This window comes from Streptomyces sp. AHU1 (assembly GCF_045343905.1).
GTDB lineage: Bacteria > Actinomycetota > Actinomycetes > Streptomycetales > Streptomycetaceae > Streptomyces > Streptomyces triticiradicis.
On the sequence record NZ_CP174283.1, the window covers coordinates 4,726,661 to 4,751,821 of the forward strand.

Annotated in this window: 24 protein-coding genes; 18 read left to right on the forward strand and 6 right to left on the reverse strand. The window is 67.6% G+C overall.

All coding sequences use genetic code 11. The features are described from left to right. Nucleotides 1–16 precede the first annotated feature (16 nt). Nucleotides 17–1,498 carry an FG-GAP-like repeat-containing protein gene (locus ACICHK_RS21145; RefSeq protein ID WP_406838128.1) on the forward strand — a complete coding sequence of 494 codons (1,482 nt, stop codon included), beginning with the start codon at nt 17–19 and terminating at the stop codon, nt 1,496–1,498. A gap of 284 nt (nt 1,499–1,782) precedes the next feature. Continuing rightward, entirely contained in the window at nt 1,783–4,770 is a 2,988-nt protein-coding gene (locus ACICHK_RS21150) for a hypothetical protein (protein ID WP_406838129.1), read from the forward strand. 508 nt (nt 4,771–5,278) lie between these two features. On the opposite strand, the gene ACICHK_RS21155 is transcribed toward ACICHK_RS21150, so the two are convergent. Next, the gene (locus tag ACICHK_RS21155; protein ID WP_406838130.1) at nt 5,279–5,635 is read right to left on the reverse strand and encodes a hypothetical protein; all 357 of its coding nucleotides are present in this window, start codon (nt 5,633–5,635) and stop codon (nt 5,279–5,281) included. A gap of 302 nt (nt 5,636–5,937) precedes the next feature. Here ACICHK_RS21155 and ACICHK_RS21160 point away from each other — a divergent pair, with 302 nt between their 5' ends. Further along, entirely contained in the window at nt 5,938–6,705 is a 768-nt protein-coding gene (locus tag ACICHK_RS21160; RefSeq protein WP_406838131.1) for a calcium-binding protein, read from the forward strand. Between the two features lie 377 nt (nt 6,706–7,082). Here the strand turns inward: ACICHK_RS21160 and ACICHK_RS21165 are convergent, their stop codons facing one another. From ACICHK_RS21165 to ACICHK_RS21185, 5 genes are all read right to left on the reverse strand, one after another. After that, nucleotides 7,083–9,383: a tetratricopeptide repeat protein gene (locus ACICHK_RS21165; protein ID WP_406838132.1), complete on the reverse strand. Its 2,301-nt coding sequence runs from the start codon at nt 9,381–9,383 to the stop codon at nt 7,083–7,085. After that, nucleotides 9,380–9,805: a hypothetical protein gene (locus ACICHK_RS21170; RefSeq protein ID WP_406838133.1), complete on the reverse strand. Its 426-nt coding sequence runs from the start codon at nt 9,803–9,805 to the stop codon at nt 9,380–9,382. Before ACICHK_RS21170 ends, ACICHK_RS21165 begins: the two co-directional genes overlap by 4 nt. 203 nt (nt 9,806–10,008) lie before the next feature. Then, nucleotides 10,009–10,440: a DUF4240 domain-containing protein gene (locus ACICHK_RS21175; protein ID WP_406838134.1), complete on the reverse strand. Its 432-nt coding sequence runs from the start codon at nt 10,438–10,440 to the stop codon at nt 10,009–10,011. Nucleotides 10,441–10,479: 39 nt separating this feature from the next. Further along, nucleotides 10,480–11,297 (reverse strand): IS5 family transposase gene (locus ACICHK_RS21180; protein WP_406838135.1). Its coding sequence is split into 2 segments (ribosomal slippage): nt 10,480–10,940 and nt 10,940–11,297, totalling 819 coding nucleotides; the frame shifts between segments, so codons are not numbered across the junction. A 305-nt stretch (nt 11,298–11,602) separates the two neighbouring features. Next, nucleotides 11,603–14,536, reverse strand: coding sequence for an NB-ARC domain-containing protein (locus ACICHK_RS21185; protein ID WP_406838136.1), 2,934 nt, complete (start codon nt 14,534–14,536; stop codon nt 11,603–11,605). A 599-nt stretch (nt 14,537–15,135) separates the two neighbouring features. On the opposite strand from ACICHK_RS21185, the gene ACICHK_RS21190 reads away from it, so the two are divergent. The 15 genes from ACICHK_RS21190 to ACICHK_RS21260 all read left to right on the forward strand — a co-directional run bounded on the left by ACICHK_RS21190 (nt 15,136) and on the right by ACICHK_RS21260 (nt 25,129). Further along, nucleotides 15,136–15,390 carry a hypothetical protein gene (locus ACICHK_RS21190; RefSeq protein ID WP_406838137.1) on the forward strand — a complete coding sequence of 85 codons (255 nt, stop codon included), beginning with the start codon at nt 15,136–15,138 and terminating at the stop codon, nt 15,388–15,390. A gap of 119 nt (nt 15,391–15,509) precedes the next feature. Continuing rightward, on the forward strand, nt 15,510–16,370 hold the full coding sequence (locus tag ACICHK_RS21195) for a helix-turn-helix domain-containing protein (RefSeq protein WP_406838138.1): 861 nt from the start codon (nt 15,510–15,512) through the stop codon (nt 16,368–16,370). Between the two features lie 92 nt (nt 16,371–16,462). After that, the gene (locus ACICHK_RS21200) at nt 16,463–16,861 is read left to right on the forward strand and encodes an ATP-binding protein (protein ID WP_406838139.1); all 399 of its coding nucleotides are present in this window, start codon (nt 16,463–16,465) and stop codon (nt 16,859–16,861) included. Nucleotides 16,862–17,036: 175 nt separating this feature from the next. Further along, nucleotides 17,037–17,888 (forward strand): sigma-70 family RNA polymerase sigma factor, encoded by an 852-nt coding sequence (locus tag ACICHK_RS21205; RefSeq protein ID WP_406838140.1) that lies wholly within the window; start codon nt 17,037–17,039, stop codon nt 17,886–17,888. Next, the gene (locus tag ACICHK_RS21210; RefSeq protein WP_406838141.1) at nt 17,885–18,706 is read left to right on the forward strand and encodes a protein phosphatase 2C domain-containing protein; all 822 of its coding nucleotides are present in this window, start codon (nt 17,885–17,887) and stop codon (nt 18,704–18,706) included. The genes ACICHK_RS21205 and ACICHK_RS21210 overlap by 4 nt, the downstream gene beginning before the upstream one ends. Before the next feature lie 178 nt (nt 18,707–18,884). Further along, nucleotides 18,885–19,232, forward strand: a complete 348-nt coding sequence (locus ACICHK_RS21215) for a hypothetical protein (RefSeq protein WP_406838142.1) — start codon at nt 18,885–18,887, stop codon at nt 19,230–19,232. 5 nt (nt 19,233–19,237) lie between these two features. Next, nucleotides 19,238–20,611: an FtsK/SpoIIIE domain-containing protein gene (locus ACICHK_RS21220; RefSeq protein WP_406838143.1), complete on the forward strand. Its 1,374-nt coding sequence runs from the start codon at nt 19,238–19,240 to the stop codon at nt 20,609–20,611. An 85-nt stretch (nt 20,612–20,696) separates the two neighbouring features. Next, nucleotides 20,697–21,398, forward strand: coding sequence for a DUF2637 domain-containing protein (locus ACICHK_RS21225; RefSeq protein ID WP_406838144.1), 702 nt, complete (start codon nt 20,697–20,699; stop codon nt 21,396–21,398). 17 nt (nt 21,399–21,415) lie between these two features. After that, nucleotides 21,416–21,601, forward strand: coding sequence for a hypothetical protein (locus tag ACICHK_RS21230; protein ID WP_406838145.1), 186 nt, complete (start codon nt 21,416–21,418; stop codon nt 21,599–21,601). Then, nucleotides 21,598–21,777: a mobile element transfer protein gene (locus ACICHK_RS21235; protein ID WP_386597879.1), complete on the forward strand. Its 180-nt coding sequence runs from the start codon at nt 21,598–21,600 to the stop codon at nt 21,775–21,777. The genes ACICHK_RS21230 and ACICHK_RS21235 overlap by 4 nt, the downstream gene beginning before the upstream one ends. Before the next feature lie 15 nt (nt 21,778–21,792). Continuing rightward, complete coding sequence (locus ACICHK_RS21240) at nt 21,793–21,948, forward strand: hypothetical protein (RefSeq protein ID WP_406838146.1); 156 nt, start codon at nt 21,793–21,795, stop codon at nt 21,946–21,948. A 26-nt stretch (nt 21,949–21,974) separates the two neighbouring features. After that, nucleotides 21,975–22,280 carry a SpdD protein gene (locus ACICHK_RS21245; RefSeq protein ID WP_406838147.1) on the forward strand — a complete coding sequence of 102 codons (306 nt, stop codon included), beginning with the start codon at nt 21,975–21,977 and terminating at the stop codon, nt 22,278–22,280. A gap of 97 nt (nt 22,281–22,377) precedes the next feature. Further along, nucleotides 22,378–23,724, forward strand: coding sequence for a replication initiator (locus ACICHK_RS21250; protein ID WP_406838148.1), 1,347 nt, complete (start codon nt 22,378–22,380; stop codon nt 23,722–23,724). Beyond that, nucleotides 23,721–23,933, forward strand: a complete 213-nt coding sequence (locus tag ACICHK_RS21255) for an excisionase family DNA-binding protein (RefSeq protein ID WP_406838149.1) — start codon at nt 23,721–23,723, stop codon at nt 23,931–23,933. The genes ACICHK_RS21250 and ACICHK_RS21255 overlap by 4 nt, the downstream gene beginning before the upstream one ends. Continuing rightward, complete coding sequence (locus ACICHK_RS21260) at nt 23,933–25,129, forward strand: tyrosine-type recombinase/integrase (protein WP_406838150.1); 1,197 nt, start codon at nt 23,933–23,935, stop codon at nt 25,127–25,129. Before ACICHK_RS21255 ends, ACICHK_RS21260 begins: the two co-directional genes overlap by 1 nt. The last annotated feature ends 32 nt before the right edge of the window (nt 25,130–25,161 follow it).

The window sequence follows — 25,161 nt, forward strand, 5'->3', positions numbered from 1 at the left end:
CGCATGAGGAGTTCCGTTGCGCAAAGCAGTCACGGCCGTGGCCGTGCTCGCCCCCCTCTTCGCCGTCACCCTCACTCCGGCGACGGCTTCGGCGACCGCTCCGTACAAGGGGGCCAACACCGCCGCCGTCCAGGACGACTTCAACGGTGACGGTTATCGCGACCTGGTCGTGGGCGCCCCCTACGCCTCCAACGGATCGGTGGAGGAAGCCGGTGCCGTGGTCGTCCTGTACGGGTCGGCGTCGTCCGTGAGCGCCACGCGTCGGACCGTGATCACGCAGGCGACCGCCGGGATCCCCGGCGCGCCCGAGGGCGGGGACGGGTTCGGCTCGGCGGTCGCCAGTGCCGACCTGGACCGGGACGGGTACGCGGATCTGGTCGTCGGTACTCCCGACGAAGACGTCGACGGCACGAAGTCCCGGGGCTCCGTGACCGTCGTGTGGGGTGGGCCCCACGGCCTTCAGGGCGGCGCAAGCATCTCCCCGCCCTCCGGGTTCGGGGACGGCATGACCTATTGCGGATTCGGGATGTCCCTGGCCGCGGGAGACATGAACGGGGACGGCGCCCCGGAAGTGGGCATCGGCTCGCGCTGCGAGGCGTCCTCCTACACGGGCCCCTTCACCCGCACCGGCAAGGCCGCCACCCGCTACCACGAATGGCGCGCCAACTCCCGCGGTCTGGTGATGGGCGACGTGAACGGGGACGGCAGGGCGGAACGGTTCTGGCTGCCCGGCCCCTCGGACGACGACGTCCGCGGATCCGTGCTCGTCGACAACGGCCCGATCGGCGACGACCCCATGACGAACTGGCCCACGGAACTGCCGCTCGCCGACGGTCACGCCGGCCAGATCGGCGACGTCAACGGCGACGGCTACGGCGACCTCGTCACCGGCATCGCGGACGACGAGTCCTCGATGAACATGTCCGGTGCCGCGCACCGCGGCGGCGAGATCCAGGTCCTCTACGGAAGCGCGAGGGGCATCACCGCCGACCAGCGGCCGAAGGTCCTCCACCAGGACACGGCGGGGGTTCCCGGCACGGCGGAGAACGGCGACCGCTTCGGCCAGTCGCTCAGCGTCGCGGACATCGACGCCGACGGCTACGCCGATGTCCTCGTCGGTGTCCCCGGTGAGGCCCTCGGCACGCGCGAGACGGCCGGCTCGGCCGTCCTGCTGCGCGGCTCCGCCACGGGTCTGACCACGGCCAAGGCCGTCGGATACACCCAGGACACGGCCGACGTGCCCGGCACCGCCGAGGCCGGCGACCAGTTCGGAGCGTCGGTCCACCTCGCCGACCTCGACAAGGACGGCAAGGCGGAGACTGTCGTCGGCGTTCCCACGGAGAACAGCGACGGCTGCCTGTGGATCGCCCGCGGCTCGGCCACCGGCCCCGTCCTCAAGGGTTCCACCGGCCCGTGCGGCAAGAGCGCCGGCATCACCGTCCGCGGCGTGAAGGGCTACTTCGGTGCCGCTCTGACGAGCCCTCACATCGCCTTCTAGGGTTCTCCGCTTCCAGGGCTTTCCGCGGTGTCGACGCCGACTGCCCGGGGTCGGATGCCGGCCCCGGGGCAGCCGGTCGTCGTGGCCGGTCCCCGAGCGGCCGCTGCCGCTCGGTCGCCCGTCCGCTCGGTCGCCCGTCCGCTCGGTCGCCCGTCCGCTCGATCGTCCGTCCGCTCGGCGCGTCGATCGCCGACGGCCCGGGAAAGTCCCGCTCCCACCTGGGCGTATGGGTCTTCGGCCCGTGTGCGATGATCCCGCCCTCACGTTCAGGAGGAAGCGGCCCCATGCCCTCACACACGCGTCACGTCGCCCTGTCCGCGGCCGTGGCCGGCGCGCTGGTCCTCACCGGTTCGGTCGCGCTGCTTCCCGCCGCCGCGGCCACCACCGGAGTGACGGCCTCGCTGCCCGCGCGGACCACGTCCGTACCGTCGGCCGACCAGGTGTCGGGGTCCGGCCGGGCGGTCGTCTGGCAGCAGAGCGCGTCCGCCGACGGGCTGCCGCACGGCTGGCTGTCCGTGGCGGGCGGTACCCCGCAGGACCTCGGGGTATTGGCCGACACCGCCGAATCCGCCCACCCCGACGCGGTGTCCGTGCAGGGTTCGGTGGTGGCGACCGCCACCTCGACCGATCCCAACGGCGACCTCGCCGACCACGTGACCCTGCGCCACCTCGACACCGGTGCCCGGGAGACGCTCGCCGTCGCCTACGACAGGTCCGGCGACTCGCTCGACGAGCGGTACCGCGCTCAGGCCGGTGCCGGCATCCTCGTCCAACAGGCCTACGAGAACGGTGACTCGGCATACCGCGTGCGGCTGGTGCTGCGTACCTCCGGCGGTGACCGCACCCTGTTGTCCGACGACGAGCAGTACGAGGTGCTGGCGTCGGACGCCGACGGCGCGCTGGTTCTGCGGCGGACCGCACCCGGCTGGGGTCACCGGATCGACTACGTCGACTTCGCCACCGGTACGACGGTCACCGTCGCCGAGCCCGACACCGACCAGTTGCCGCAGGGCCTGGAGTTCACCCCCTCCCGCTTCGGCGTCATCGACGGCGCGACCCTGACCGAGTGGCGGCGGTCCGCGCCCGGCGACGGCCCGGCAACCGTCACCCTGCCCACCGACAAGGCCCGCTGGATCAGCGACGACACCCTGGCCTGGTACGAGGGGAGCGCCGACGGCAACGAGCTGTACGCGATGTCCCGGGACGGCTCCACCGCCACCGCCGCCGACCTCGACGGCACGTTCCGCGACATATCGGTCGGAGACGACGGCCGGATGCGTGTGTCGCTGTACCGGCCGGACAAGGACGCCGCCGTTCAGACCCTCATCGACGGCAGGGTGTCCAAGGCCGACGGAGACGCCTCGACGATCCCCGCCGGCCCGGCGCGCCTGGACGCCCTCGCCCTGTCCGGCGGCACCCTCTACACCGCCGACGACTCCTCCCGCCGCACCGGTGTGCTGCTCTCCTCCGGCCTCACGGTCGGCCCGTCCGGAGCCTCGGCGGCCACGCCGTCACGTGTTCTGGCCTATTCGACCGGCACCGTGCACCAGACGCTGGCCGCCGCCGGGCACCGGGTGCTGGTCGAGCAGGGCGGTGCCTACCAGGTCTACGACGACGGGAAGCCGACCGGCGTGCCCCTGGACCTGGGCGACATCTCGGCCGATCAGGTCAGGGACTTCGACGGCGAGCACTTCCTGCTGTCGGACAGGACGACCGTCTACAACGACACCCTGCTGCTGTACACCGTCGCGACCGGCAAGAGCGAGCGCGTGCCCGACGGCTCGGTCCTGTACGGAGGCGCCCTCTACACCTCGGTGAAGAGCGGTACGTCCGGCTGGTCCGTCCGGCGGACGGACCTGGCGACCGGAACCACGTCCACGGTCACCACGGTGGACTGTCTGCCCGGAGGCCTCCAGGTCCGCGGCTCATGGGTCCTGCTGACGACGTGCGGAGCCGGCTCCCACCAGGGCCTGCTGATCAAGACGGGCACGACCACCACCCGTACGCCGGTGGACTCCTCCGTGATGGCCCCGGTCCTCGGCACGGACACGCTGTACACCTTCACGAGCGACACGGGTCCGGGCATCACCTTGAACGCCCAGGTGCTGGGTGTGGCCGGCGCCACCGCACGGCCGCTGTTCACCCTTCCGTCGAAGGCGAACACCGCCGCCGCCGAGCGGTGGGCCGTGGACCGCGACGCGCCGTGGGCCGCCTGGATGGACGGCGACGGCGTCACCCACACGGTGTGGGCGGGCACCCCGTCCCGCTCCTCCGGTCCCGCCTCCGTCCCGGCCGGGTTCAGCCCGAACGGCGACGGCTCGGCCGACTCCTGGGCGCCCACCTGGACGTACGACCGGCCGGTGGCCTGGACACTGACCCTCAAGTCCGGCAGCACCCCGGTGCGTACCCTGACCGGGACGGCCCCGGGCGGGAAGGCCGCTCCGGTCTGGGACGGCAAGAACACCGGGGGCACGGCGGCCGCCGAGGGCGCCTACACCTGGACGCTCACCGCGAAGGACACGGTGACGGGCCTGCCCGCGGCCGGCCTCAGCGGTACGGTCACCCTGCGCAGGAGTGTTCCCGCCGCGTCCGTCACCGCACCCGTTCTCGCCAGTGACGCCTCGGCTGGCGCGGTGATCCCGGTCGGCTGGGCGGCGAGAACGGCGGGCGTCACGTCGTACGACGTCGGCTGGCGGGTCGCCACCCGCGGCAGCACAGGCGTATGGACGCTCGGTCCGCTCCAGACGTGGCGCACCCGTACCACGGCCAAGTCCGCGGCGTTCGGGGCGTCCGGCAGCCCGGTGACGCCGAAGTCCGGCCTGACGTACCGCTTCTACGTACGCGCCCATGACGACGCAGGTCAGACCGGGGCGTGGAGCGCGGCGGCCGCGACCGGCGTGCCGACCGACGACCGGTCCTCGGCGCTGACCTACAAGGGGACCTGGACGTCGGCGTCGGTGACGTCGGCCTGGGCGAAGACCGAGCGGGTGTCCGCCGCGAAGGGCGCCACGGTGTCCCTCACCGGCGACGGCACGAAACTCCGGATCGTGGCGACCCGCAAGTCGAACGGCGGCCGCTTCTCGGTGCTCGTCGACGGGGTCACCGTGGGCACGGTGAACACCTACGCTCCGACGACGGGCTACCGGAAGGTGGTGTTCACGTACACGCTCGGTACGAAGATCACCGGCCACAAGGTGCAGTTGAAGGTGCTGTCCGGCAGCTCGGCGGGGCGCTCCACCGTGCACCTGGACGCGGTCATGGTCACCCGTTGACCCACTGACCCGTTGATCCACTGACTCGGACGATCGGTCCGAAAGCCACGGAGCTCCCCCGGCCGCCCATGCGGTGGCCGGGGGAGCTCCGCGCTTTTCCACCACGGCGCCATGACCGCCGGCCACGGATCGGGCGGTCCCGATCCAAGCCGCCCGGTGCGCTCTTCAGGGCTTGGGAGGACCGCACGTGAGCCGGTAGGCCTCATGGATCCAGGCCTCTGCGGTGCGGGGGTTCACGCCGCAGGCCAGGGACGCCCCCGTGTCGCCGAACCAAGTGGTCACGCTGCCGTACAGGCCGCCGCCGACGGCACCACCGCGCACAGCAGTGCCACCGACAACCACCTGCGACGTCGCGTCGTCCTGCTGCGTGCCATGCGCTGTCGTTCCGCTCGCTCGAGTGCCGGACCCAGCCGTTCGGGCAACGGGGTCCAAGATCCGGGAGTCTGCGAATAGAGGCCCTCTGACCAGCTGGAACAGAGTTCGTGTTCCCTCGGCGGGGAGAGGCCGATCACCACAACAGGAAAGCGGTGATCAGCCATCCTGGCAGCGCGATGAGGAATCCCATGACGGCCAGGCCCATGCCGCGCTGGCCCCGTCGGGCCACCTGGATGCCGGCGGTGATGCTGAAAACGACTGCCAGGGGCGTGAAGACGAGCAACGACACGAGCAGCCCCAGGACGCCGAGACCGATGAGCAACAGCAACGACAGCAGTGAGAGGACCAGTGCGGCGATGGCGGCACCGTTCCATACTGCCGACGGGCGTGCTGGTTCGCCGGACGAGAGGTAAGGGCCGGACGCAGCATGCCATTCCGGGCCCGCGTACGGGCCGGGTGGCCTGCCTGGGGTCGGATCGGAATCCGTCATCGGATGGTGCCCTCCCGGCTCCGCGGCTGAGGTCGAGCGGTGTACCGACCCGCCCAAAGATTCGCACGGAGGTGCGGGGTGGGCTACCTCGGGTTGCGGACGTCCGTCGGCTGAATGCCTGGTTCAGGGTGCCGCCCCGCGATCGGTCGAGACGCCGACCTGTCGGGCGAACGCCGAGCTGAGGCCGGCTCGGGCCGACCTGAGGCGCACGTACAACCATTCCCCCAGGTAGAGGGTCTTGTGCACACCCGGACTCCAAGAGCGGAGCTCCGGCCGACTGTTTCTGTCGTTCCTGGAGAACCATGCACATCCGTACGGCCGCGGCCGCCACCCTCGGCAGCCTGGCGCTGCTCACTCTTCTCGCGCCCGCCGCGCAGGCGGACACCCACAAGGGCGACACCGCCTTCACGTCGGTGACCTTCAGCAAGACCACCGTCAACGTCGGCACCAGCGCTGTCCAGAAGCTGACCGTCACAGCCACCGCCAAGGACAACTCGGGCATCAAGCTCATGGCCGGCCTCAAGCTGGTGAGCTCGGACGACCGCCTCCAGTACGCGAAGTCGTCGACGTGTACGCGCCCCACGTCGACGACCATGAAGTGCGTGTGGTCGTACGACCTGGACCCTGACGGCACCGACTACTTCGATCTCCGCAACAGCTCGGCCGGCACGTGGCACCTGGACGTGGAGACCGCCGGCTACGACGGTGACTTCTACTCGCTCGACAGCAGCGCCACGATGAAGATCAAGCGCTATGCCAAGCTGGCGACGACCCAGGCGACGCCCGAACCGGTCGCCAAGGGCGGAAAGCTGACGGTGACCGGAGCCCTGACGCGAGCCGACTGGAACACCAACGCCTACGTCGGCTTCGCCGCGCAGAAGGTTGCCCTCCAGTTCAAGAAGTCCGGTTCCTCGACGTACACCACCGTCAAGACGGTGACCACCGACAGCGCGGGCAAGCTGAAGACGACGACCACGGCGAACGCCTCCGGCACCTGGCGCTGGCACTTCGCGGGAACGGGGACGACCAGCTCGGCGACGGCGGCGGGCGACGGCGTCGCGTTGAAATAGGGCTCTTCCCGGACCACCCGGAGTGGGTGCGGCTGACCACCCCGAGAGACAGCCCTTGGCCACCCCATTACCGGGGTTGGTGCCCGCCCCGCTCAGTGGCTTGGGCAACGGCAACAAAGAACCCCCGGACCTCTGGCCTGGGGGTTTCACATGGAGCGGGTGACGAGAATCGAACTCGCACTCTCAGCTTGGGAAGCTGAGGTGATCTGGGGCTTGCTCCGAGGCTGACCTGCCGCTGAGCGCTATTGGCGCCTAGGGCAAGACCGGCTTGGTTCCCCGGTGTTCCCCGTGGTTCCCCGCACGATCTGGCACGGGTCTGGCACGACCTCTTCGTCCCGAACTATCGGCGGGAAGGTCATTGACGGTTCTCGGGCTGCTCAATCAGCCGTGGACGGCTTTTGAGGTACAGCTTTGGTCACTGAGGTTGCTGTACTTCCGTGCTGTACGGCTTCGGCCTTATGGCGGGCGTAGGCGAGGTTGTTGCGGCTGGTCAGGGTGCTGGGGTGGGTGTCGCCCAGGACCTGCTCGCGCTGGGCGAGGGTGGCCTCGTACAGGGGGATGGCCCGGTCTAGATCCCCCGCCGACTCGTAGGCGCCGGCGAGGTTGTTGCGGCTGGTCAGGGTGCTGGGGTGGGTGTCGCCCAGGACCTGCTCGCGCTGGGCGAGGGTGGCCTCGTGCAGGGGGATGGCCCGGTCTAGATCCCCCGCCGACTCGTAGGCGCCGGCGAGGTTGTTGCGGCTGGTCAGGGTGTCGGGGTGGGTGTCGCCCAGGACCTGCTCGCACTGGGCGAGGGTGGCCTCGTACAGGGGGATGGCCCGGTCTAGATCCCCCGCCGACTGGTAGGCGTAGGCGAGGTTGTTGCGGCTGGTCAGGGTGCTGGGGTGGGTGTCGCCCAGGACCTGCTCGCACTGGGCGAGGGTGGCCTCGTACAGGGGGATGGCCCGGTCTAGATCCCCCGCCAACCTGTACGCGGCGGCGAGGTTGTTGCGGCTGATCAGGGTGCTGGGGTGGGTGTCGCCCAGGACCTGCTCGCGCTGGGCGAGGGTGGCCTCGTACAGGGGGATGGCCCGGTCTAGATCCCCCGCCAACCTGTACGCGGTGGCGAGGTTGTTGCGGCTGATCAGGGTGCTGGGGTGGGTGTCGCCCAGGACCTGCTCGCGCTGGGCGAGATTGGCCTCGTGCAGGGGGATGGCCCGGTCTAGATCTCCTGCCGACTCGTAGGCGTAGGCGAGGTTGTTGCGGCTGATCAGGGTGTCGGGGTGGGTGTCGCCCAGGACCTGCTCGCGCTGGGCGAGATTGGCCTCCAGCAGAGGGATGGCACGGACTGCATGGCCTTGCTGGTGGAGCCGTTGCGCCGCGGACTCATACGCATCGGCAAGTGAGGCGTTGTGGTGTTTCGGCGGTCTGGTGGCTGCGAGGGTGACGAGGTGAGGCGTGAGGGTGTCCCACTGATCTTCAGTAGTGGTGTCCTGGCCTCGGGGCGGGGTCAGGTGGTGGAGGACTGCCTGTTCGGCGCGGTCGCGGCCTTGTAGTTGCCGGGGCAACTGAGTGTCGTCAGTGGTCTGTGGGGTGCGTAGGACGGTCTGGACTAGCCGATGGACGCTCAGAGTGGTGCCGGTGTCGGTGACCATGCTGTAGGCGGCCAGGGTTCCGATGGCTTCGGCGATGTCGTCCGGGTCGGTGCCAGGTGGGGTGAGCAGGCTGTGGGGGATGTCGTCGGGGGCCAGCCAGGCGGCGGTGTGCAGCACCTCCACGGCCAGTGGATCGGCCTCCTCCAGTGTGTGGAGGGTGACGTTCCAGATGTGGGCGAGGGTGCGTTCGGTGTCGGTGCCGTGGGCGGTCTTGGCGAGTTTGGTGTCCAGGCGGCGGCGGTAGGAGTCCAGGCTGATGCCGCGGTTCCGGGCCAGGTAGGCGCCCGCCTGTTTGATCGCCAGCGGGAAGTACCCCAACTCAGCTGCAAGGAAACGAGCTTCGGTCTGCTGGCGGGGCGTGGGGTTGGTCTCCTTGAAAGCGAGTCGGCACAGCAGGGTGGTGGCGTTGTCGAGGTCGAGGTTGCCCAGGGTCAGGGTGGGGGCGCTGTCGGGCCAGCCGGTGGTGCGTCGGCTGGTGGCGAGGTGATGGCCTTGGTGGAGTGCTCCGGTGTAGGGGGTGAGGTCGTCGGGGTTCTCCACGTTGTCGTAGATCAGCAGCCAGTCCGGATGCCAGGCCAGCCACTGCATCGCCCACGCCACCTGCGCCCCTCGCTCGGCTGTGGTGGCCCAGTCGGGTACCAGGGCGTGGGTGAGTCCGGTGAGGGAGGTCTCGATCTCGTCGGGGGACGCGGCGTTGATCCACCAGATCAGGCTGTAATCGCCGCGGTGACGGTGGGCGTAGTGCAGGGCGAGCGTGGTCTTGCCGATCCCGCCCAGACCGTGCACCGTCCCACTCTGGGTGATCGCACTCTCGTGCTGGCTGGTCAAGATGCGCCGCAGCAAGTCCAGTTCTTCCTCCCGCCCCAGGCAGAGGGCGATGGGGGGCAGATTGGAGGTGCCCGGGGCCGCCGAGACCTTGCCCGGTGCGTGCAGTGCCCCGGCCGGCAGTACATCGCCCGTGAAGGCGGTACCGATGTGCTGGGCGGCGATCGACCTCGGTCCGGCCGCCTCGATCCCCGGCCGAGACCGATCCTCGTCCGTACTCACGGCCGCGGAGCGGTATGACCGTCACCGGTGATGGCAGTACCGATGTGCTGAGCGGCGATCGACCGCTCACCGGAGGCCGTGACATTGACCGTGCCCGGCGCAGGAGCGGGCAGTACGGCGGCCAGTTCCTCCCGGAGCGCGGGATCGTTCTGCAACGCCTGCCTGAGCAGGCGGCTCAGCACGGCCGTGGAGTACGCGTCGTCCTGCTCGTCGGCGGCCTCACCCACCACCCGTTCCAGCTCCGCCCGGCCCGCTTCGTCCCTACGGCGCCAGACCAGTTGAAGAATCCGTTGCCCGAGACCGACCGTGGCGTCGGCCGCGGCATCCTGGGCGCGGGTCAGCACCGCTGCCCCGTACGCCCCCACCGCAGCCGTCACGGCCGGCCCCGCCTGCCCGACCAACTGCACGATCTCAGCACCCACTTGATCCCCAAACTCACGCGGCTCCGAACGAACTCAGCGTAGGAAACAAGACTCTGGCCGTGAGGCCAAAACGCCCGAATCATCTGAGTCGGCTCCCGCGAACACCTCGCCAGTTACCGACCCGAGCATGACTGCACCGGAGGAGGGCAGACCGCAGCCTTGTAAGACGTCGTTTCTAATGGTGAGGAACGGATCGTCGGCGTCTATGCGTCCGTCCACCCGGCACGATTGGAGTAGGACTCGTAGCTGTACCGGGTACTGCGGTCCCACTCGTCTCCAGTGAGGTGCTCGTATGCGTTGTCGGGTACGTAGAGCAGTGCCTCGGCCCAGACGAGGTCGTTGGCGTAGGGCATGAACCGCTGTGGGTCCCGAAGTACGCTCTCGTACTCCTCCCGGCCAGCTGCGACGACCGCAGCCCGGGTGTAGAGGAACTGATCGCTCGACAGGTCATCGCCATATTCCTTACGGTCCAGTCTGTACAGCGCCCAGGAGAGCTGCTCGGCGAAGCCGACCACGTTAAACACGGGTCCCTTCGCTAGGCGGGCTGCCAGAGAAGCGGCGAGCTGATGGCCGTCAGGGTCAGGGGTTGAAGGGCTGCACTCATGGATGAGCTGCCAGAAGACGTCCTCGTTCATGTCGCAGAGCATGACGGACGGGTGTGACAGGCAGCATCGTCAGGCCTTCTCCCTGGCCAGTCTGCGATAGGCGATCAGGGCCGCGGCTATGCCGACGAAGGCGAGGAAGTGTTCGGCCTTGCGCTCGTAGCGGCGGTGGAGGCGACGGCAGCCGGCGAGCCAGGACACGGTTCTCTCGACGACCCAGCGGTGTCGGCCGAGCCGCTGTGAGGACTCGATGCCCTTGCGTGCGATGCGGTGGCGGATGCCGCGCTTGCGGAGCCAGCGGCGCAGGTGGTCGTAGTCGTAGCCCTTGTCCGCGTGCAGTTTCGCCGGCTTTCGTCGCCGTGGGCCGCGGCGGGATCGGATGGGTGGGATCCCGCGCACGAGGGGTTCGAGGCCGAGGCTGTCGTGCATGTGGGCACCGGAGATACCCAGGGACAGGGGCAGTCCGTTCCGGTCGGTGATCAGGTGGATTTTCGATCCCGGCTTGCCGCGGTCGGTCGGATTCGGTCCGGTCAGTGGCCCCCTTTTGCGGCCCGGATGCTGACGGAGTCGATCGCGCACCGCGACCAGTCCAGCTCACCCCGGGCACCGAGCTCGTCGAGGATGACTCGGTGGAGCCGAGCCCAGACTCGGTCTTGGCTCCACTGGGCGAAGCGTCGGTAGACGGTGGGCCAGGCAGGCCCGAACACCGGCGGAAGCTGCCGCCAGGTGCAGCCCGAGGTGGCCACGAAGATGACCGCTGCCAGACATTCACGGTCACCCGCCCGCCGTCTCCCGCCGCCCTGCGGACGTATGACCTCCGTCGACGGGACCACCCGCCGAAACAGCGTCCACAACTCGTCCGGCACCAAACGCTCCACCAGAACCGTCATGCACGACACAACGAACGATCACGCCATTAGAAACGACGTCTAAGGGCGGTCATGGTCGATGGCGATGGCGCCCAGGTCAGTCTGGCTGTAACGGTCACTCAGGTGACCAGCGCATCTCCACTGCCATGAGCCGTCGTTGACCGTGGCTGACCGCACGATGTGGCACGGCAGTGGCACGGAGACTGCTTCGTCCCGAAGCACCTTAGACGGTGGCTTCACCTTGAGGGGTCAGAGAACCGTTTTCCTTCGGTCCGCAAGCATGCTGGCGGGTTTTGCGGGGTCCTACGTTCGCGTGAACCCACGCTCTATCGCTGCGATGAAATCTCAATGCAGACTTGACGGAGAAGATCGATTGCCCTTTGATCTTCGGCGGAGCCCAAGTGCATGAAGGAGTCGAGGTTTGGCCAACTAACCAACTCATACATCACTGAAAGCGCGCGAGAATCGCCCGCAATAAGTGCCTCAGCGCAAGCATGACCAACATTGCGAATCAGATCGAGGATCGACTCACGGAAGAGGCTAGGCGCAGCAGGGTCAGCCTTCCAGAACTCTACTTCCTTCCTTGCTTCAGCCCACTTTCCCTGCCGTGCTAGGGCTTCTATAAGGAGACGTCGAGCCTCAGCGTTGGTCCAACCTACGGGATCACTTTGCAAAACTTCTCGACAGTTTGATTCTGCCACATCGAAATACCCCTCCCTTATTCGCTCCTCCGAGCTCACTATCAGACCGAGATTCTGTGAATAATTCGATTCGGGCAGTCTCGACTCTAGATCAGAAAAAGCGTCTGCCAAATAATTGAGTTCGGTCAATCCGTCGAGATTCGTATGACGATCGTGAAGGATCGTTCGAATATCCGCAGCAAACTTCATTGCGGCTTTCGGATATGTGTCGACCCAACCCCGAGAGACGTACAAAACATACTCGAGATGCTTGACTGTTTCGTCGTATGTTGTCTCAAGCTCGGGAATAGTCGGACGTTCTGAATTGCAATTCGAGTATAGGTACATATGTGCAAGCATGAAGCGCGTCTGCGAGATCAGCGTCTCATTGTCAGGAGCCACTTCCTGGAGAATTTGCAATTCGAGCTTCAGCAACCGTTCTGCCCTGCAGGGGTCACCGAGTAGCTGGTAGGGCCCAGCTAGATTTCCGCACAGCAATGCTACACGCTCACTACGGACACCGGCCTCTTCAGCGTGAGTTAGGAGCATCTCTGCATGAGATTGAATTGCCTGTACCCGTTCAGTCATTCCAAATTCCGAAGATGCGCGAAGCCATCGTTCGACATGCCCCACGAGTCTATCGATGAAACTCGGAAGATCTCGATGGCTAACGACTCGCATTCGGATAATTTGCTGAGCGACTGAGTTCACAGTTATCGTTCGCGTCGCCTCGGGGAATTCACCATCTCTAGAGGTAGGGAGTGGTAGGTCATTCTTGGCGAGCGAGAAGTGAAAAAGCTCCCGGAGAACTTCCCCAAGCCGGATAATAGCAGGCGAAACTATTAGAGGGCCCGAATGCTTTTCTTCTTCTTCCGGATTCGATAATGCCGTCGCGAGAAGAAGGTGCGCCGGAATCTGGTGTGACCCCAAGAAGGCCGACATGATCAGAATGTGGGTTGCCACTGCCGCAGGATCCGGAGTGCTACCTGTGGCATCTTCGATTCGCTTTTCGAGCTTATCTATGCACATATTAAGCGCTGCAGCCAACGTTCGAGGGTAACCGGCCGGAATTGAATAATGATCAGAAATCGCGCGAGTCCTCAGGGCGTCAATATAGACGTCCGAACTTTCGATTCCGTAGCCACATCCAACTAGGTAGCCAGCCCCCAACTCAAGAGCCAAAGGCCAGTCGCCGAGTTCTTCCGCCATTCGTTTTAGGGCAGGTCTCCATTGGGTGGACTCGCCCTCCGCGAGCTGCAGTCGCCGGCGAAGAAGTTCAACTGACTGCCCCCGTTCCAGGATAGATACAGTAACGACGTGAGCGTTACCGGCAGGTGCCGCCGAGTTAATCGTTGTCATGATGACATCGCCACGACTCACCTTTGGTACCCACGGCTCAACCTCTCGCACGGAGAGAGCGTTGTCCAAGATGAGTAGCCAGCGGCCAGGGAAGCGGCCAAGTGTTAGCTGAATATCACGTCGAAGTTCCTCGGGTGAAGCAAATTTCCCGCCCTGTTTCGAGGGATCAAGCGCCTGAAGCGCTTGGCGAAAGTCTGAATATAGAGAGTTTGCTGTTTCGCAGTTAATCCAGGCGATCACGTCGTATTGATCGGCGCATGCGGAAATGTAGAGCGCTGCTGAACTCGATTTCCCGATACCGGAGGGGCCAACCAGGTTAACAAAACGCGTCGCGCGATTAGGCGTTCGCGGGAAGGCGTCCATGATTGAGTTAACTACTTGAGGACGGGGAACATCAGGGATCCTCGGCAGCGGGCCCACCACGACTCCCCAGTCGAGAGAACCGACCGTTCGAGCTAGCGTCTCTCCGTCGACAAGCGCCAATCTGCGCAATTCTGCGACTGAAAAATTAGCCCTCTCTCCAGAGAGGTCGGCCGCACGACCAAAAACCTCCGATATCAAATATCCGACGAGCAATCCAGCGGATTCTTCTCCGAGACCGAGGCGAGTGCTGTTGCGAATATTACGCAATGCATTGCGCAGCTCCTCCCGAATATCTTCATCGTCTCGGGAGTCGTAATCAACTCTGCACCGTCGCAACCGAGCTAACTCTTCCTCGCTCAGTGCGGCTATTTGACTCCGGCGCTGTGGCGCTTCACGACACAGGTCATCTAGTTGCGCACGAAGCTCTCGCGTATCAGAAGCAGAAATCAGGATCTGTTGTAGCCTGCTGCTCTTTTCATCCGGCCTCCCATTAGTCAGGAGAGAATATGCCGGATGATTCGGTTCACCTCTGATCATATCCAGGAGGATTCCGAGTGCAGCCGTACCGCCCAGACTTCCGCCAGCCACCCTGCTCTTGACCTGTGTAACGAGGAGGACGTCTCCATTATGATCGACTACGTCGAAGTCAACCTTGTCAGTCGCGGTTTCGCTGAGCGGCGATCCTTCTACCCGAACACCCGCAGACTCGGCCTGTCCCAGAAGTCCAACGAGATGCTCCAGTGTTCGCAGGTACTGGTACTGGAATCCGTACGCCGCGACCCGACCCCCATCCACCGCCACTACGCCTCCCCAGTTCGGACTGCCTTGGCCGCGGCAGTTCGCCTCCCCATTGGACACGCCAATCTCCCCATCGCGCCACAAGCTTGGAACTATTACCTCCAGGCTGCGGGGCTGTTCCTCAACCCACCACCCTCCCCAGCTCCCATCCCGTCCGCCGTCGACCCACACACCGTGGAGCGGGCGTGGCTCATGGCGTCCAGGTGGAGCGCGCCACTGTACGAACGACCTGGACGCCATGAGCCACGTCTGCTCGGCTCTGCCTGGGTCGACGGTGGACGGGATGGGAGCCCACCACGCTCGCCGTGATGCGCCCGCGGCCGGGAACGGCGCCCCCTCCATCCCGGTGCCGGCCGATCCCCCGCCGGAGGCACCGTCTGTGGCCGCTGAGTCAGCGGTGATCGGCTCCTGGTCGCAGGCCTTATCCATCTGTAGCGGGCGTCGGCGCAGCGCGGGCAGAGCGGGCCGAAGGCAGGAGCGTCGCCCGCAGCGGAGCCGAGTAGCCCGCCCGGCGGAGCGGAGCGCAGCCGGGCCTTGAACCAGTAGAGAAAATTTGAATCACGTCGTGCTCGCAGGGCCTGTCCTGGGGCGGGCGCTATCGCAGGTTGGCCAGCCGGAGCCATCCAGGGCCGAGCGCCTGAGCTGGCACGATGTCCTCTGTGGAAGCTGATGACTCGCGGGAATCCGTACCGACGGTAAATGTCAGGCTGTGGCACGCGGATGCCGTCGTGCTGTATGACTGGCTGATGAGCACCGATCTGGACGCGGTGCCTATCACGCACCCCGCGCAGAAGCAGGCGTTGGCGGATCTTCTGAGCCGCTTTGAGTGGGCGGCTGACGTCGATGTCACGGCGTGCACGGCTCAGGAGGTCTCTGCTGCGCAAGCGGAGGTCGCCAAGGACATGGGCTGGTAGGGCCTCGGTTGATCCGCATGAATCGGACGGCGTCTCCCGCACTTGGGGTTTGTGCTCGCGTAGGGCAGAGTGCTTTCTGATCTGGGTGCTTGCCGATGCGTTGGTGTAGAACGCTGGGTATGGGGAGTGAGCGGCAGGAACGAATGCGGGCGCTGGGGGCACGTCTTCGGGCTCTGCGTGTAGATGTCGGCCTGACGGGTGCCGTGTTGGCGCAGCGGGCTGGGGTGGGGCAGCCGACGGTATCCAAGGTGGAGAACGGGCGGATGGTTCCCAGCCGTGACGTCCTCGACCGCCTGTCCGGAGCTCTCGGCCTGGATGCTGCTGCTGTCGCGGAGCTGCGTGCAGTCCTCGCCGAAGTCGAGTCGGCTCCTTCCGCGGGCGTGAACGAGACCCTGTCGGGCTCGGGCGTTTCCGCAGACGCCGTTGTCGACCTGGCCGTGCGCGGGGCCCGGCTCGTTCGCTCATTCCAGTGCGTTGTCCTGCCGGCCATGCTCCAGAGTGCGGAGTACGCCCGGCACGTCTTCGCGAGCACGCCCGGTGCGGAGCCGGCCGAGGTGGGCAAGGCTGTTGCGGCTCGGGTGGAGCGGCAGAGTGTCTTGTACGAGCCCGGCCGAGAGTCCGTCTTCGTGGTGACCGAGGGCGTGCTGCGAACGTGGCCCGGCAGTCCTGTGCTGATGCTTGCTCAACTCGATCGGCTGCTCGCGGTGGAGAGCTTGACCACTGTGCGGTTCGGCGTGATCCCCTGGGACCGTCCGGTGCCGGTCATGCCCCGGCATGGCTTCACCTTGTGCGACCGGGAGACGGTGGTCGTGGAGACCTTCCGGGACGAGCGGGCGGAGAAGGATCCGGATGTGCTCGCGTCGTACGAGGAGACGTTCGCCCAGTTCGAGGGTGCGGCCGTCTTCGGTGATGAGGCGCGGGAACTGCTGATGCGGATCATGGGTGATCTGCGAGTCCTGCCCGAGGACGTCACTCCGTAGAGGAATAATTCCTCTGAATGCCTAGAGGCTTGGCTCGCCTAGGAATACTCTGCCTGTGTGCTGTCTAGCCCTCTAGACGAGGAGTGTTCCTCTTGCTTGCAAAGTGGTGCCGTCCGTTCCCTGGCCTGCCGCAACAGGTCGCTGAAGCCCGTTACTTCGTCGCTGCCCTGATGGAGGCCGAGGGTCCCCGCATGGTGGAGAACGCCGTCCTCATCGTCAGTGAGCTGGCGTCCAATGCCGTCCGGCACTCCCGGAGCGGTCGTAAGGGTGGCTGGTTTCTCGTGATCGTCGTGCTCGACGACGACCGGGTGCGCATCGAGGTGATCGACGAGGGAGGCTATGACAGGCCGCAGCTGCTCGCCGCCAGTGACTGGGAGGAGGAGAGCGGGCGTGGGCTGTTGCTGATGGCGACCTGCGCCAAGGACTGGGGAGTGAAGGAACAGACGCATGGTCGGTCCGTCTGGGCCGAGCTCGCGCGAGCCGGCGCGTGATGCCCGTCGCTCCGGCCGGCCGCGCTGCATCCCCCGTGGGCGGCGGGGGGTGAGCCCTCGGGGGGTCCCTGGTTATCGGTCCGGTTTCTATGTGGTTGATGTTCGTACGGGTCGACGTCTCCCGCCCGAATCGTCTAGGGCCCTAGACTCCTGGGTGCGTCTAGGAGGTGTGGGCATGTCGGACGAGTTGCAACGGATCGCGGCCATCGATGATCCGTACTTGCTGCTGCGTGAGGTCACGACCAGGTTGGCCGACGCTCAGCAGGAAGTTACGGAACTCGCCCGGCTGCGCCGGCGCGTGGTGCAGGACCTGCATGCGCAGGGGCTGTCATACGCGCAGATCGCGGCAAAGGCCGGCCTGAGCCGCGGGCGCATCCATCAGATCCGGCATACGGGACCGGCCCCTGAAGGTGCCTTCCTCGGGAGGGGTGCCGTCACCGTGGCTACTCCTCTGCGGCGCGACGATGAACGCGGGCGCACGGTGGTGGCCGTCGACGACGTCAGCTCGGGTAAGCGGCTGGAGGATCTGGCGCGGTCGTACGGGCTCGACGTGCTCTCCGAACACGTTTCGGTGAGCGGTGACATTGACCTCAACCGTGACGGCCTGGTCGTGGTCTGCGGACCCCGGATGTCCCAGCAGATGTGGGACACCTACAGCCAGGACCCGGTGCTGAGCTGGAAGCAGGCGGACGACGGGCCGTGGACCGTTGTCGACGGGCGCACGGGCACCGTGTACCGGTCCGGTCAGGACAGCGATCCGGCCCGTCCTTACGACGTCGGCTATCTCGGCAGGCTGCGCCGGCCAGACGGAGCGGGCTCACTGCTGGCCATCGCCGGAATCCACACGCAAGGCTCCCTCGGCGTCGTCCAGTTGCTCTCCTCCGACCTGAACAGCCTGTGGGGACAGGTCGGTGAACAGCGCTTCTCCACTCTCGTGGGAGTCGAGTACGACCCCGAGACCGGCGAACCCTGCAGCGTTGAACTGCTCTGCCCGCTCTACCGTCACGACGGGGAGTCGGCGGCGTGACGATCGCGCTGGTCTCGCTCCCCGCGACGCCCGACGCGCCGAACGAGGATTTCGCCGCTGCCTTTCCTGGGGGCGCGGTCCTCCTCGACGGCGCGGGGGTGGCCGGGGGCCGGACTGGCTGCGAGCACGGTGTTGCCTGGTTCTCATCGACACTGGGCGGGGTCCTGCTCGGCACGCTCGTCGCTCAGCCGGGCCTTTCGTTGGCCGAGTGTCTGGGGCATGCGATCCGCACCGTCCGTTCCCTGCATGAGGGTGACTGCGACCTGTGCCACCCGGCCAGCCCAACCAGCACTGTCGTTGCAGTAAGGGTCCGGGCGGGCGCTCTGGAATACGTCGTCCTGGGAGACTCGGCGCTCCTCCTGGCCAGCCGTGACGGCATGGTCGACGTCGTCACGGATCGACGGTTGGACGAGGTGGGCAAGCGGCTGCGCGGTCCCGTCGATGCGTTGCCCACCGGTTCGCCCGAACACGCCTCCGCGCTGGCCGAGTACAGGAGTGCCCTGACCGGGCTGCGCAACCGGCCCGAGGGCTTCTGGATCGCGGGGCCCGACCCGGAAGCGGCTCGGCATGCGCTCACCGGTTCCGTCCCGCTGGACTCGTTGGCGTCTGTGGTGCTGATGAGCGACGGGGCCACCCGCCTCGTTGACCGGTTCGAACTCGCCACCTGGGATGAGCTGTTCGCGCTCGTTGTCGCCTCCGGTCCTGCCGAGGTGATCCGCCAGGTGCGCGACGCGGAAGCCGACGACCCTGCTGGCCGGCGCTGGCCGCGGGGCAAGGCCCGTGACGACGCCACGGTGCTCCACTGGGTTCTGCCGTAGTTGCTGCGACTCGCCACAGCCTTTTGTGTACCCCCCTAGACAGTTGACGGGTCGTCGGCTTACTGTTGTCGTCAACCCCCCTAGACAGTTGAGGCGGCTCCCTCCTTGTGCTGTCTAGGGGGGTATCCAACCGGGATGGTGCCGGAAACGGCGCCACCGACTCAGTGAGGTCAACAGAATGCGTGTCATCCCCGTGGACACTTCGGCCGCGACGCTCCTCGTCACCAAGCTGCCCGAGGTGAAGGTGAAGGACCGGCAGACGGGCGAGATCGCCGTGGACCCGGTGACCAACGACCGGCTGATGGTGCTGGAGGTGGTGTTCATCGCCCAGGGCGGCTCGGACATGGTCAAGGTGACCGTGCCGGCCAAGGGTGTCGGCGAGGGCCTGGTCATGGGTACGCCGGTGATCCTTTCCGGCCTGGTCGCACGGCCGTGGGAGAGCGAGTTCGGCGGCCGGGCCCGGCACGGGATCGCCTACCGGGCCGATGCCGTCATGGCCAACGTCCCCGCCCCGGTGCAGGGCTGAACGCCATGACCGACTCCGTGTGGACGCTGCTCTTAGGGCTGGTGGCCCTGGCCGTGATCCTGCAGGTGCTGCGGCACCGCTTGCCGGTCGTCTTCTGGTGGCTCATCGGCTATCCGGTCGTCGCGCTGCGCGTGCTCGCCACCTATCGCGCCACGATGGACGCGTGCGGCCTGACCGTCCCGGCCTCGGCCGTACGGCGGGCGACGGCCCGGATGATGGGGCGGGAGGCGTCCCCCGTACCGCCGCGCCGGTCGCTTCCCCTGCCCACCGGCTCAGGGCTCGTGATGCGGCTGCGCATGGCGACCGGGCAGGCGCCGGAGGACTTCGCCGCCTCCGCCGACCGGTTGCGCCACGCCTGGGCGGCCCACGCCGTCCACATCCGTCCGACCAAGCCGGGACGCCTCGAACTGCGGCTCATCGGCTGGGACGTACTCGCCAACGTCCGTCCCGCCCGGCGCCGGCTCTCCGGTGGACCGCTGACTCTTCCTCTCGCCCTGCGGGACGACGGGAGTTGGCACGTACGAGACTTCCGGACCGTGCCGCACGAACTGATCCTCGGCGCCACTCAGTCCGGCAAGTCCGTCTACCTGCGCAACCTGCTGTGCGGCCTGGCCCGGCAACGGGTCGTCCTCGTCGGCATCGACTGCAAGTGGGGCGTCGAACTGGCACCGTTCGCGCCCCGGTTGTCCGCGCTCGCCGATACCTCGGACCGCGCGAACGAACTCCTGGACGTCCTCCTGGAGGAGATGGAGGAGCGGTTCCGGCTGATCGGCCTCACCTCGGGAGCGGGCCCGGACGCCGTGCTCACCTCCGACGTGTGGGGACTGCCCGACGCGGTCCGGCCCGTGCCGATCGTGGTCGTCGTCGACGAGGTTGCGGAACTCTTCCTCGCCGCGAGCCGCGATGACGAGAAGCGCCGGGACGCCATGGTCACCAAGCTGATCCGCATCGCCCAGCTCGGCCGCGCCGCGGGCATCTACCTGGAAGTGTGCGGACAGCGCTTCGGCTCCGAACTCGGCAAGGGCGCCACCATGCTGCGGGCCCAGCTCACCGGCCGCGTCTGCCACCGCGTCAACGACGAGTCCTCCGCCAACATGGCCCTGGCCGACATCTCCCCGGAAGCCGCGCTCGCCGCGACCGGCATTCCCGCAAACCGTCCCGGTGTGGCCGTCGTCGGGGACTCCTCGGGCGGCTGGTCCCGCGCCCGCTCGCCGCACCTCACCCTGGATGACGCCGCGGCCGTCTGCCGCGCCACTGCGGACCTGGTCCCGGACCTGCCTCGCCTTGCCGCCTTCCGGCCGGCCGTCGCTCCGGAGGCCGTGGAGAAGCCCACGCCCTCCACCGCCGCCGCGACCGCCTCGCGCCCGGTGACCGAGTAGCGGCACCGCATCCCCCGGTCGGCGTGACCGCCTCGCGCCGTGTCCCTACCCCTCCCATGCCTCGAACCGGAAGGAGTCCGTGCCGATGCGTGCCTTCCTGGCCCGTGTGGACGCCGTGATCATCCAAGCCGTCATCGCGGGCGCCCTGTCCTTCTCCCACCTGCACGACCTGGCCGAGGCGGCCGGACAGGGCGGCTGGAAGGCGTGGGCCTACCCCGTCTCCGTCGACCTGCTTCTCGTCGCTGCCTGGCGACGGATGCGCGAACAGCAACGTGCCGGGCTCCCGGCCGGTGGACCTCGGCTGTGGTTCCTCGTCGCCCTTGCGGCGTCCCTCGGCGCGAACATCGCCACCGCCGGACTCCTCGACCTGGACCACGTTCCCGCCCTGCTCCGCGTGGTCGTCGCGGGCTGGCCGGCCGTGGCCTTCTTCGGCGGCACGCTGCTGGCCCACACGCCCCGCACCTCGGACGGCGCCGACCGTAGTGCGTCGACCGGGTCCGAGGTGGGGGAGTCGATGCCGCTCGTCCCCACTCCCGCGATCGTCGAACCGACAGTCAGCGGCACGGCAGAGCCCAACCCCATCCCGGCCCTGGAACCCGCGGCCGATTCGGGCCCGGCACCGGTGCCCGCCTCGACCGTCCACCTCCCGCCCGCCCTCGTCGACCGTGCCCAAGCGCTCGCCCGAGAGCTCCACTCCAGTACCGGCGAACCCGCCGACCCCGACACCGTCCGTGCCCGGCTCGGTCTGCCCGCGTCCATGACGCCAGCCGTCGCCGCGCACCTCTGACCAGGGAGACACCCGTCATGCGTCCGGCCCTCCGCTCCGCGCTGGAGCACGCCGCCGAACTGACCCGCAAGAACTGTCTGGCCGACGCCTTCGCCCTCGGAGAAGCGGTAATCAACCAGGCCACCGACGAGGAACACGCCGAGATCCGCCAGTGGCTCGCCGACCACGCTCACGACTTCACCGGAGAGGAACCCCTGTTGTGAACCCCCGCTTCCGCGACGTCCGCCGCATTGGCCCCGTACAGGTCGCCTCGTACCTCTCCCGGGGCCGTACGCGACACGTCGCCGCCTGCACCGCCCCGCGCTGCGACTTCTCCGCCGAGTACGACAGCCGCGCCGCCGCCGAACTCGCCGCTCGCATCCACCGCTGCCGCGCCTGACAGGAGACGACAGACATGCACGTCCCGCTCTGGCTCGCCCTCCTCGCCGTCGGGGCCCTCGGGGTTCGGCTCGCCCGCCCGCCGTGGTGGCTCGTCGTCGTGCTCCTCCTCGGCGGCTACCTCGCCGCCGGGAGCTTCATGGCCCCCGCCATCGATCCCGTCCTCAAGTAGCGCCCGCACGGAAGGGAGTCCGCTCCATGTTCAAGCCCAAGTACCCGCCCATGGACACCACCCCGGTACCTGCCGCGCCGCCTTCTACGGTCCACAGCCCAGTTCCCCTCCAGCGCGGTGCGGCGCCTGCTCCCACAGGGGTGGCTTCGAACCGCCCTGCCGTGCAGCTCACCCCGGGAAGCGCGCTGACCCTCGTGGCGGGCGGCTCCGCCGTCGTCCTGGTCGTGGGGGCCGTTTTGGTCTCCATGCTCCTTGCCGTCGCGATCACCGCCGCCTCCGTGGCCGTCTGCGCGGTCACCGTCCGCTCGATCCTCAAGAGCGACCGTCGCTGACCTCACTTCGTTCGCGCACTGGCTTGCCCATGGTGTCTAGCCCCCTGGACAAGCCAGGCGCCGTCTCGAAATCGTTCCCTCAAGGAGGAACCCGCACATGCGCCCCGAGGCTCCGACCGGAGCCGTCCGCCAATTGGCGGCCCTCGCCCAACACGGCAACCTCAGCACCTACGCGCACCAGATCCAACGACTCGGCGGCTGCGAGCGACCCGTACGGATGGAGGGTCACCGCCTGGACGTCCTCGCCGCCACCGGCGAAATCGTCCGGGAGATCGCCGACCGCGACCTTCCCGCCGGGCAACTCCTCATCCGCTGCAACAACCGCCGCGCAACCCGCTGTGCCGCCTGTGCCGAGGTCTACCGCAAGGACACCTTCCATCTCGTCACAGCCGGCCTGAGCGGCGGCAAGGGCATCGGTCCCGCGGTCACCGAACACCCCCGCGTCTTTGCCACCTTCACCGCACCGTCCTTCGGCCCCGTCCACAACAGGCCCGGTGGCGGCCGCTGCCGCTGCGGGCGTCTGCACGCGGACGGAGACGCCGAACTCGGCACCCCGCTGAACGTGGACCGCTACGACTACCGCGCCGCCGTCCTGTGGAACGCCCACGCCGGTGCCTTGTGGGCCCGCTTCGTCACCTATCTGCGTCAGCAGCTCGCGTCCCGCGCGGGCATCGGCCGCTCGGAGCTGCGCGACTGCCTCAAGGTGTCGTACGCCAAGGTCGCCGAGTACCAGCGACGGGGCGCCGTCCACTTCCATGCCGTGATCCGCCTCGACGGCCCGGACGGAGCCGAGGACACTCCGCCGGCCTGGGCCACCACCCAACTCCTCACCGACGCCATCCGCTCGGCCGCCGCCCTCGTCGAGACCCCCGGCCCGGTTCTGGACGGCCGTGCCCACACCTTCCGCTTCGGCGAACAGCTCGACGTCCGCCCCATCCAGTCCGCCGACTTCACCGGCCCCACCAACCTGAGCAGCCGCGCCGTTGCCGCTTACATCGCCAAGTACGCGACCAAGGGCGCCGAAAGCGCGACGGGCACGCTCGACCGCCCGATCCGCAACCCCGTCACCGACCTCATCGGCGTCGAAGTCACCGACCACGCCCGGCAGATGATCCTCACCTGCTGGCGCCTTGGCGGCCTCCCCGAGCTCGAAGAACTGCGCCTGCGCAAGTGGGCCCACATGCTCGGCTTCCGCGGCCACTTCTCCACCAAGTCCCGCGCCTACTCCGTCACCCTCGGCGCCCTCCGCCAGGAACGCGCCGACCACAACGAAGCACAGACCCGCGAACGCGCCGCCGAGGCGGGCCACCCGCTGCCCGACCCGGACACCGTCCTCGTCCTCTCGCACTGGCGCTTCGCCGGCACCGGTCTGACCGCCGCTGAGTCCTGGTTTGCCACTGCCCGACCCAAGACCTCAGATCCAGACGAGGGAGTACCCGCATGAGCGAGCGCCATCTCTCCGTCGACCAGGTGGCCGAGCTGCTCGGTACCTCGGTCCGCTTCCCGCGGCGGCTGATCGAGGAGCGCCGCATTCGATACGTGAAGGTCGGCCGACATGTGCGTATCCCGGAGAGCGCGGTCGAAGAGTTCATCCGGGCCCGCACCGTGCAGCCGCTGAGGCGGTCTCGCCCCCGCTACGGGAGGGTTGCCTGATGGCCAACAGCAAGGGCAGGCGGCGCCGGTTCGGTGCGATTCGGCGTCTCAAGTCCGGTCGCTATCAGGCTCGTTATCCGGGGCCCGACGGGGTGATGCGCCCGGCGCCGTTCACCTTCGAGACGACGGCGGACGCGGACGACTGGCTTGCCGAGAAGCAGACCGAGATTCGCCGGGGGGAGTGGCGTGACCCCGAGGCGGGAGCGGTGAGCTTCCGCGCCTACGCGGACAAGTGGATCGAGGAGCGGGAACTCGCGCCTCTGACCCGCGATCTTTACCGGTACCTCCTCGACAAGCATCTCCTCTCCTTCTCCGAGTCGGACTTGGACGAGATCACCGCACCTCGCGTCCGCGAGTGGCGCACCGAGCGGCTGCGGGCCACCGGCGCCAAGACGATCACCGCCAAGGCGTACCGGCTCCTCAAAGCCATCATGGAAACGGCCGTCGACGACGAGCTGATCCAGCGGAACCCGTGTCGGATCAAGGGCGGCGGCAAGGAGAAGGCCGTCGAGCGGCCCATTGCGACCGTCTCCCAGGTCGACGCTCTCGCCAATGCCGTCGGGATGCGGTGGCGCCTCATGGTCTACCTCGGCGCCTACGGCCCGATGCGGCCGGAAGAGCTGGCCGGCCTCCGTCGCCGAGACGTCGACCTCGACGCCCTGCGCATTCGCGTTCGCCTCGCCGAGCCGGAGCGGATGAACGGGCGCCGCGTGCAGGGCGACACCAAGTCGGAGGCCGGTACTCGGACGGTCGTTCTTCCCGAGTTCCTCCGGCGTGAGCTGCGCTGGCACCTGGAGTCGTATGCCGAGGAGGGGCCCGACGGTCTGATCTTCGTCGGGGAGAAGGGAGCTCCCTTCCGGCGCAGCACCTTCGGCACGAAGTGGAGAAAGGCGCGGGCCTTGGTCGGCATGCCTGAGGGCTTTCGGTTCTACGATCTCCGCCACACCGGTCACACCCTGTCCACGCGCTCCGGCGCGACGCTCAAGGACACGATGGTGCGGGCTGGCCAGTCCTCGGAGAGGGCGGCGCTGATCTATCAACACTCCGACGACGAGCGACAGCAGGAAGTTGCTGCCGGACTCGACGCGACCGTCCGCCGGGCACGCCGGGAAGTACAGGAAGCTGCTGTGGCAGCGGAAGACACCGGTGATCCAGGCGATCATCGTTCTGGCACGGATCTGGCACGCGGCGAGTGAGCACGGTGGGTAGCAAAAAGGCCCGGGTCTGT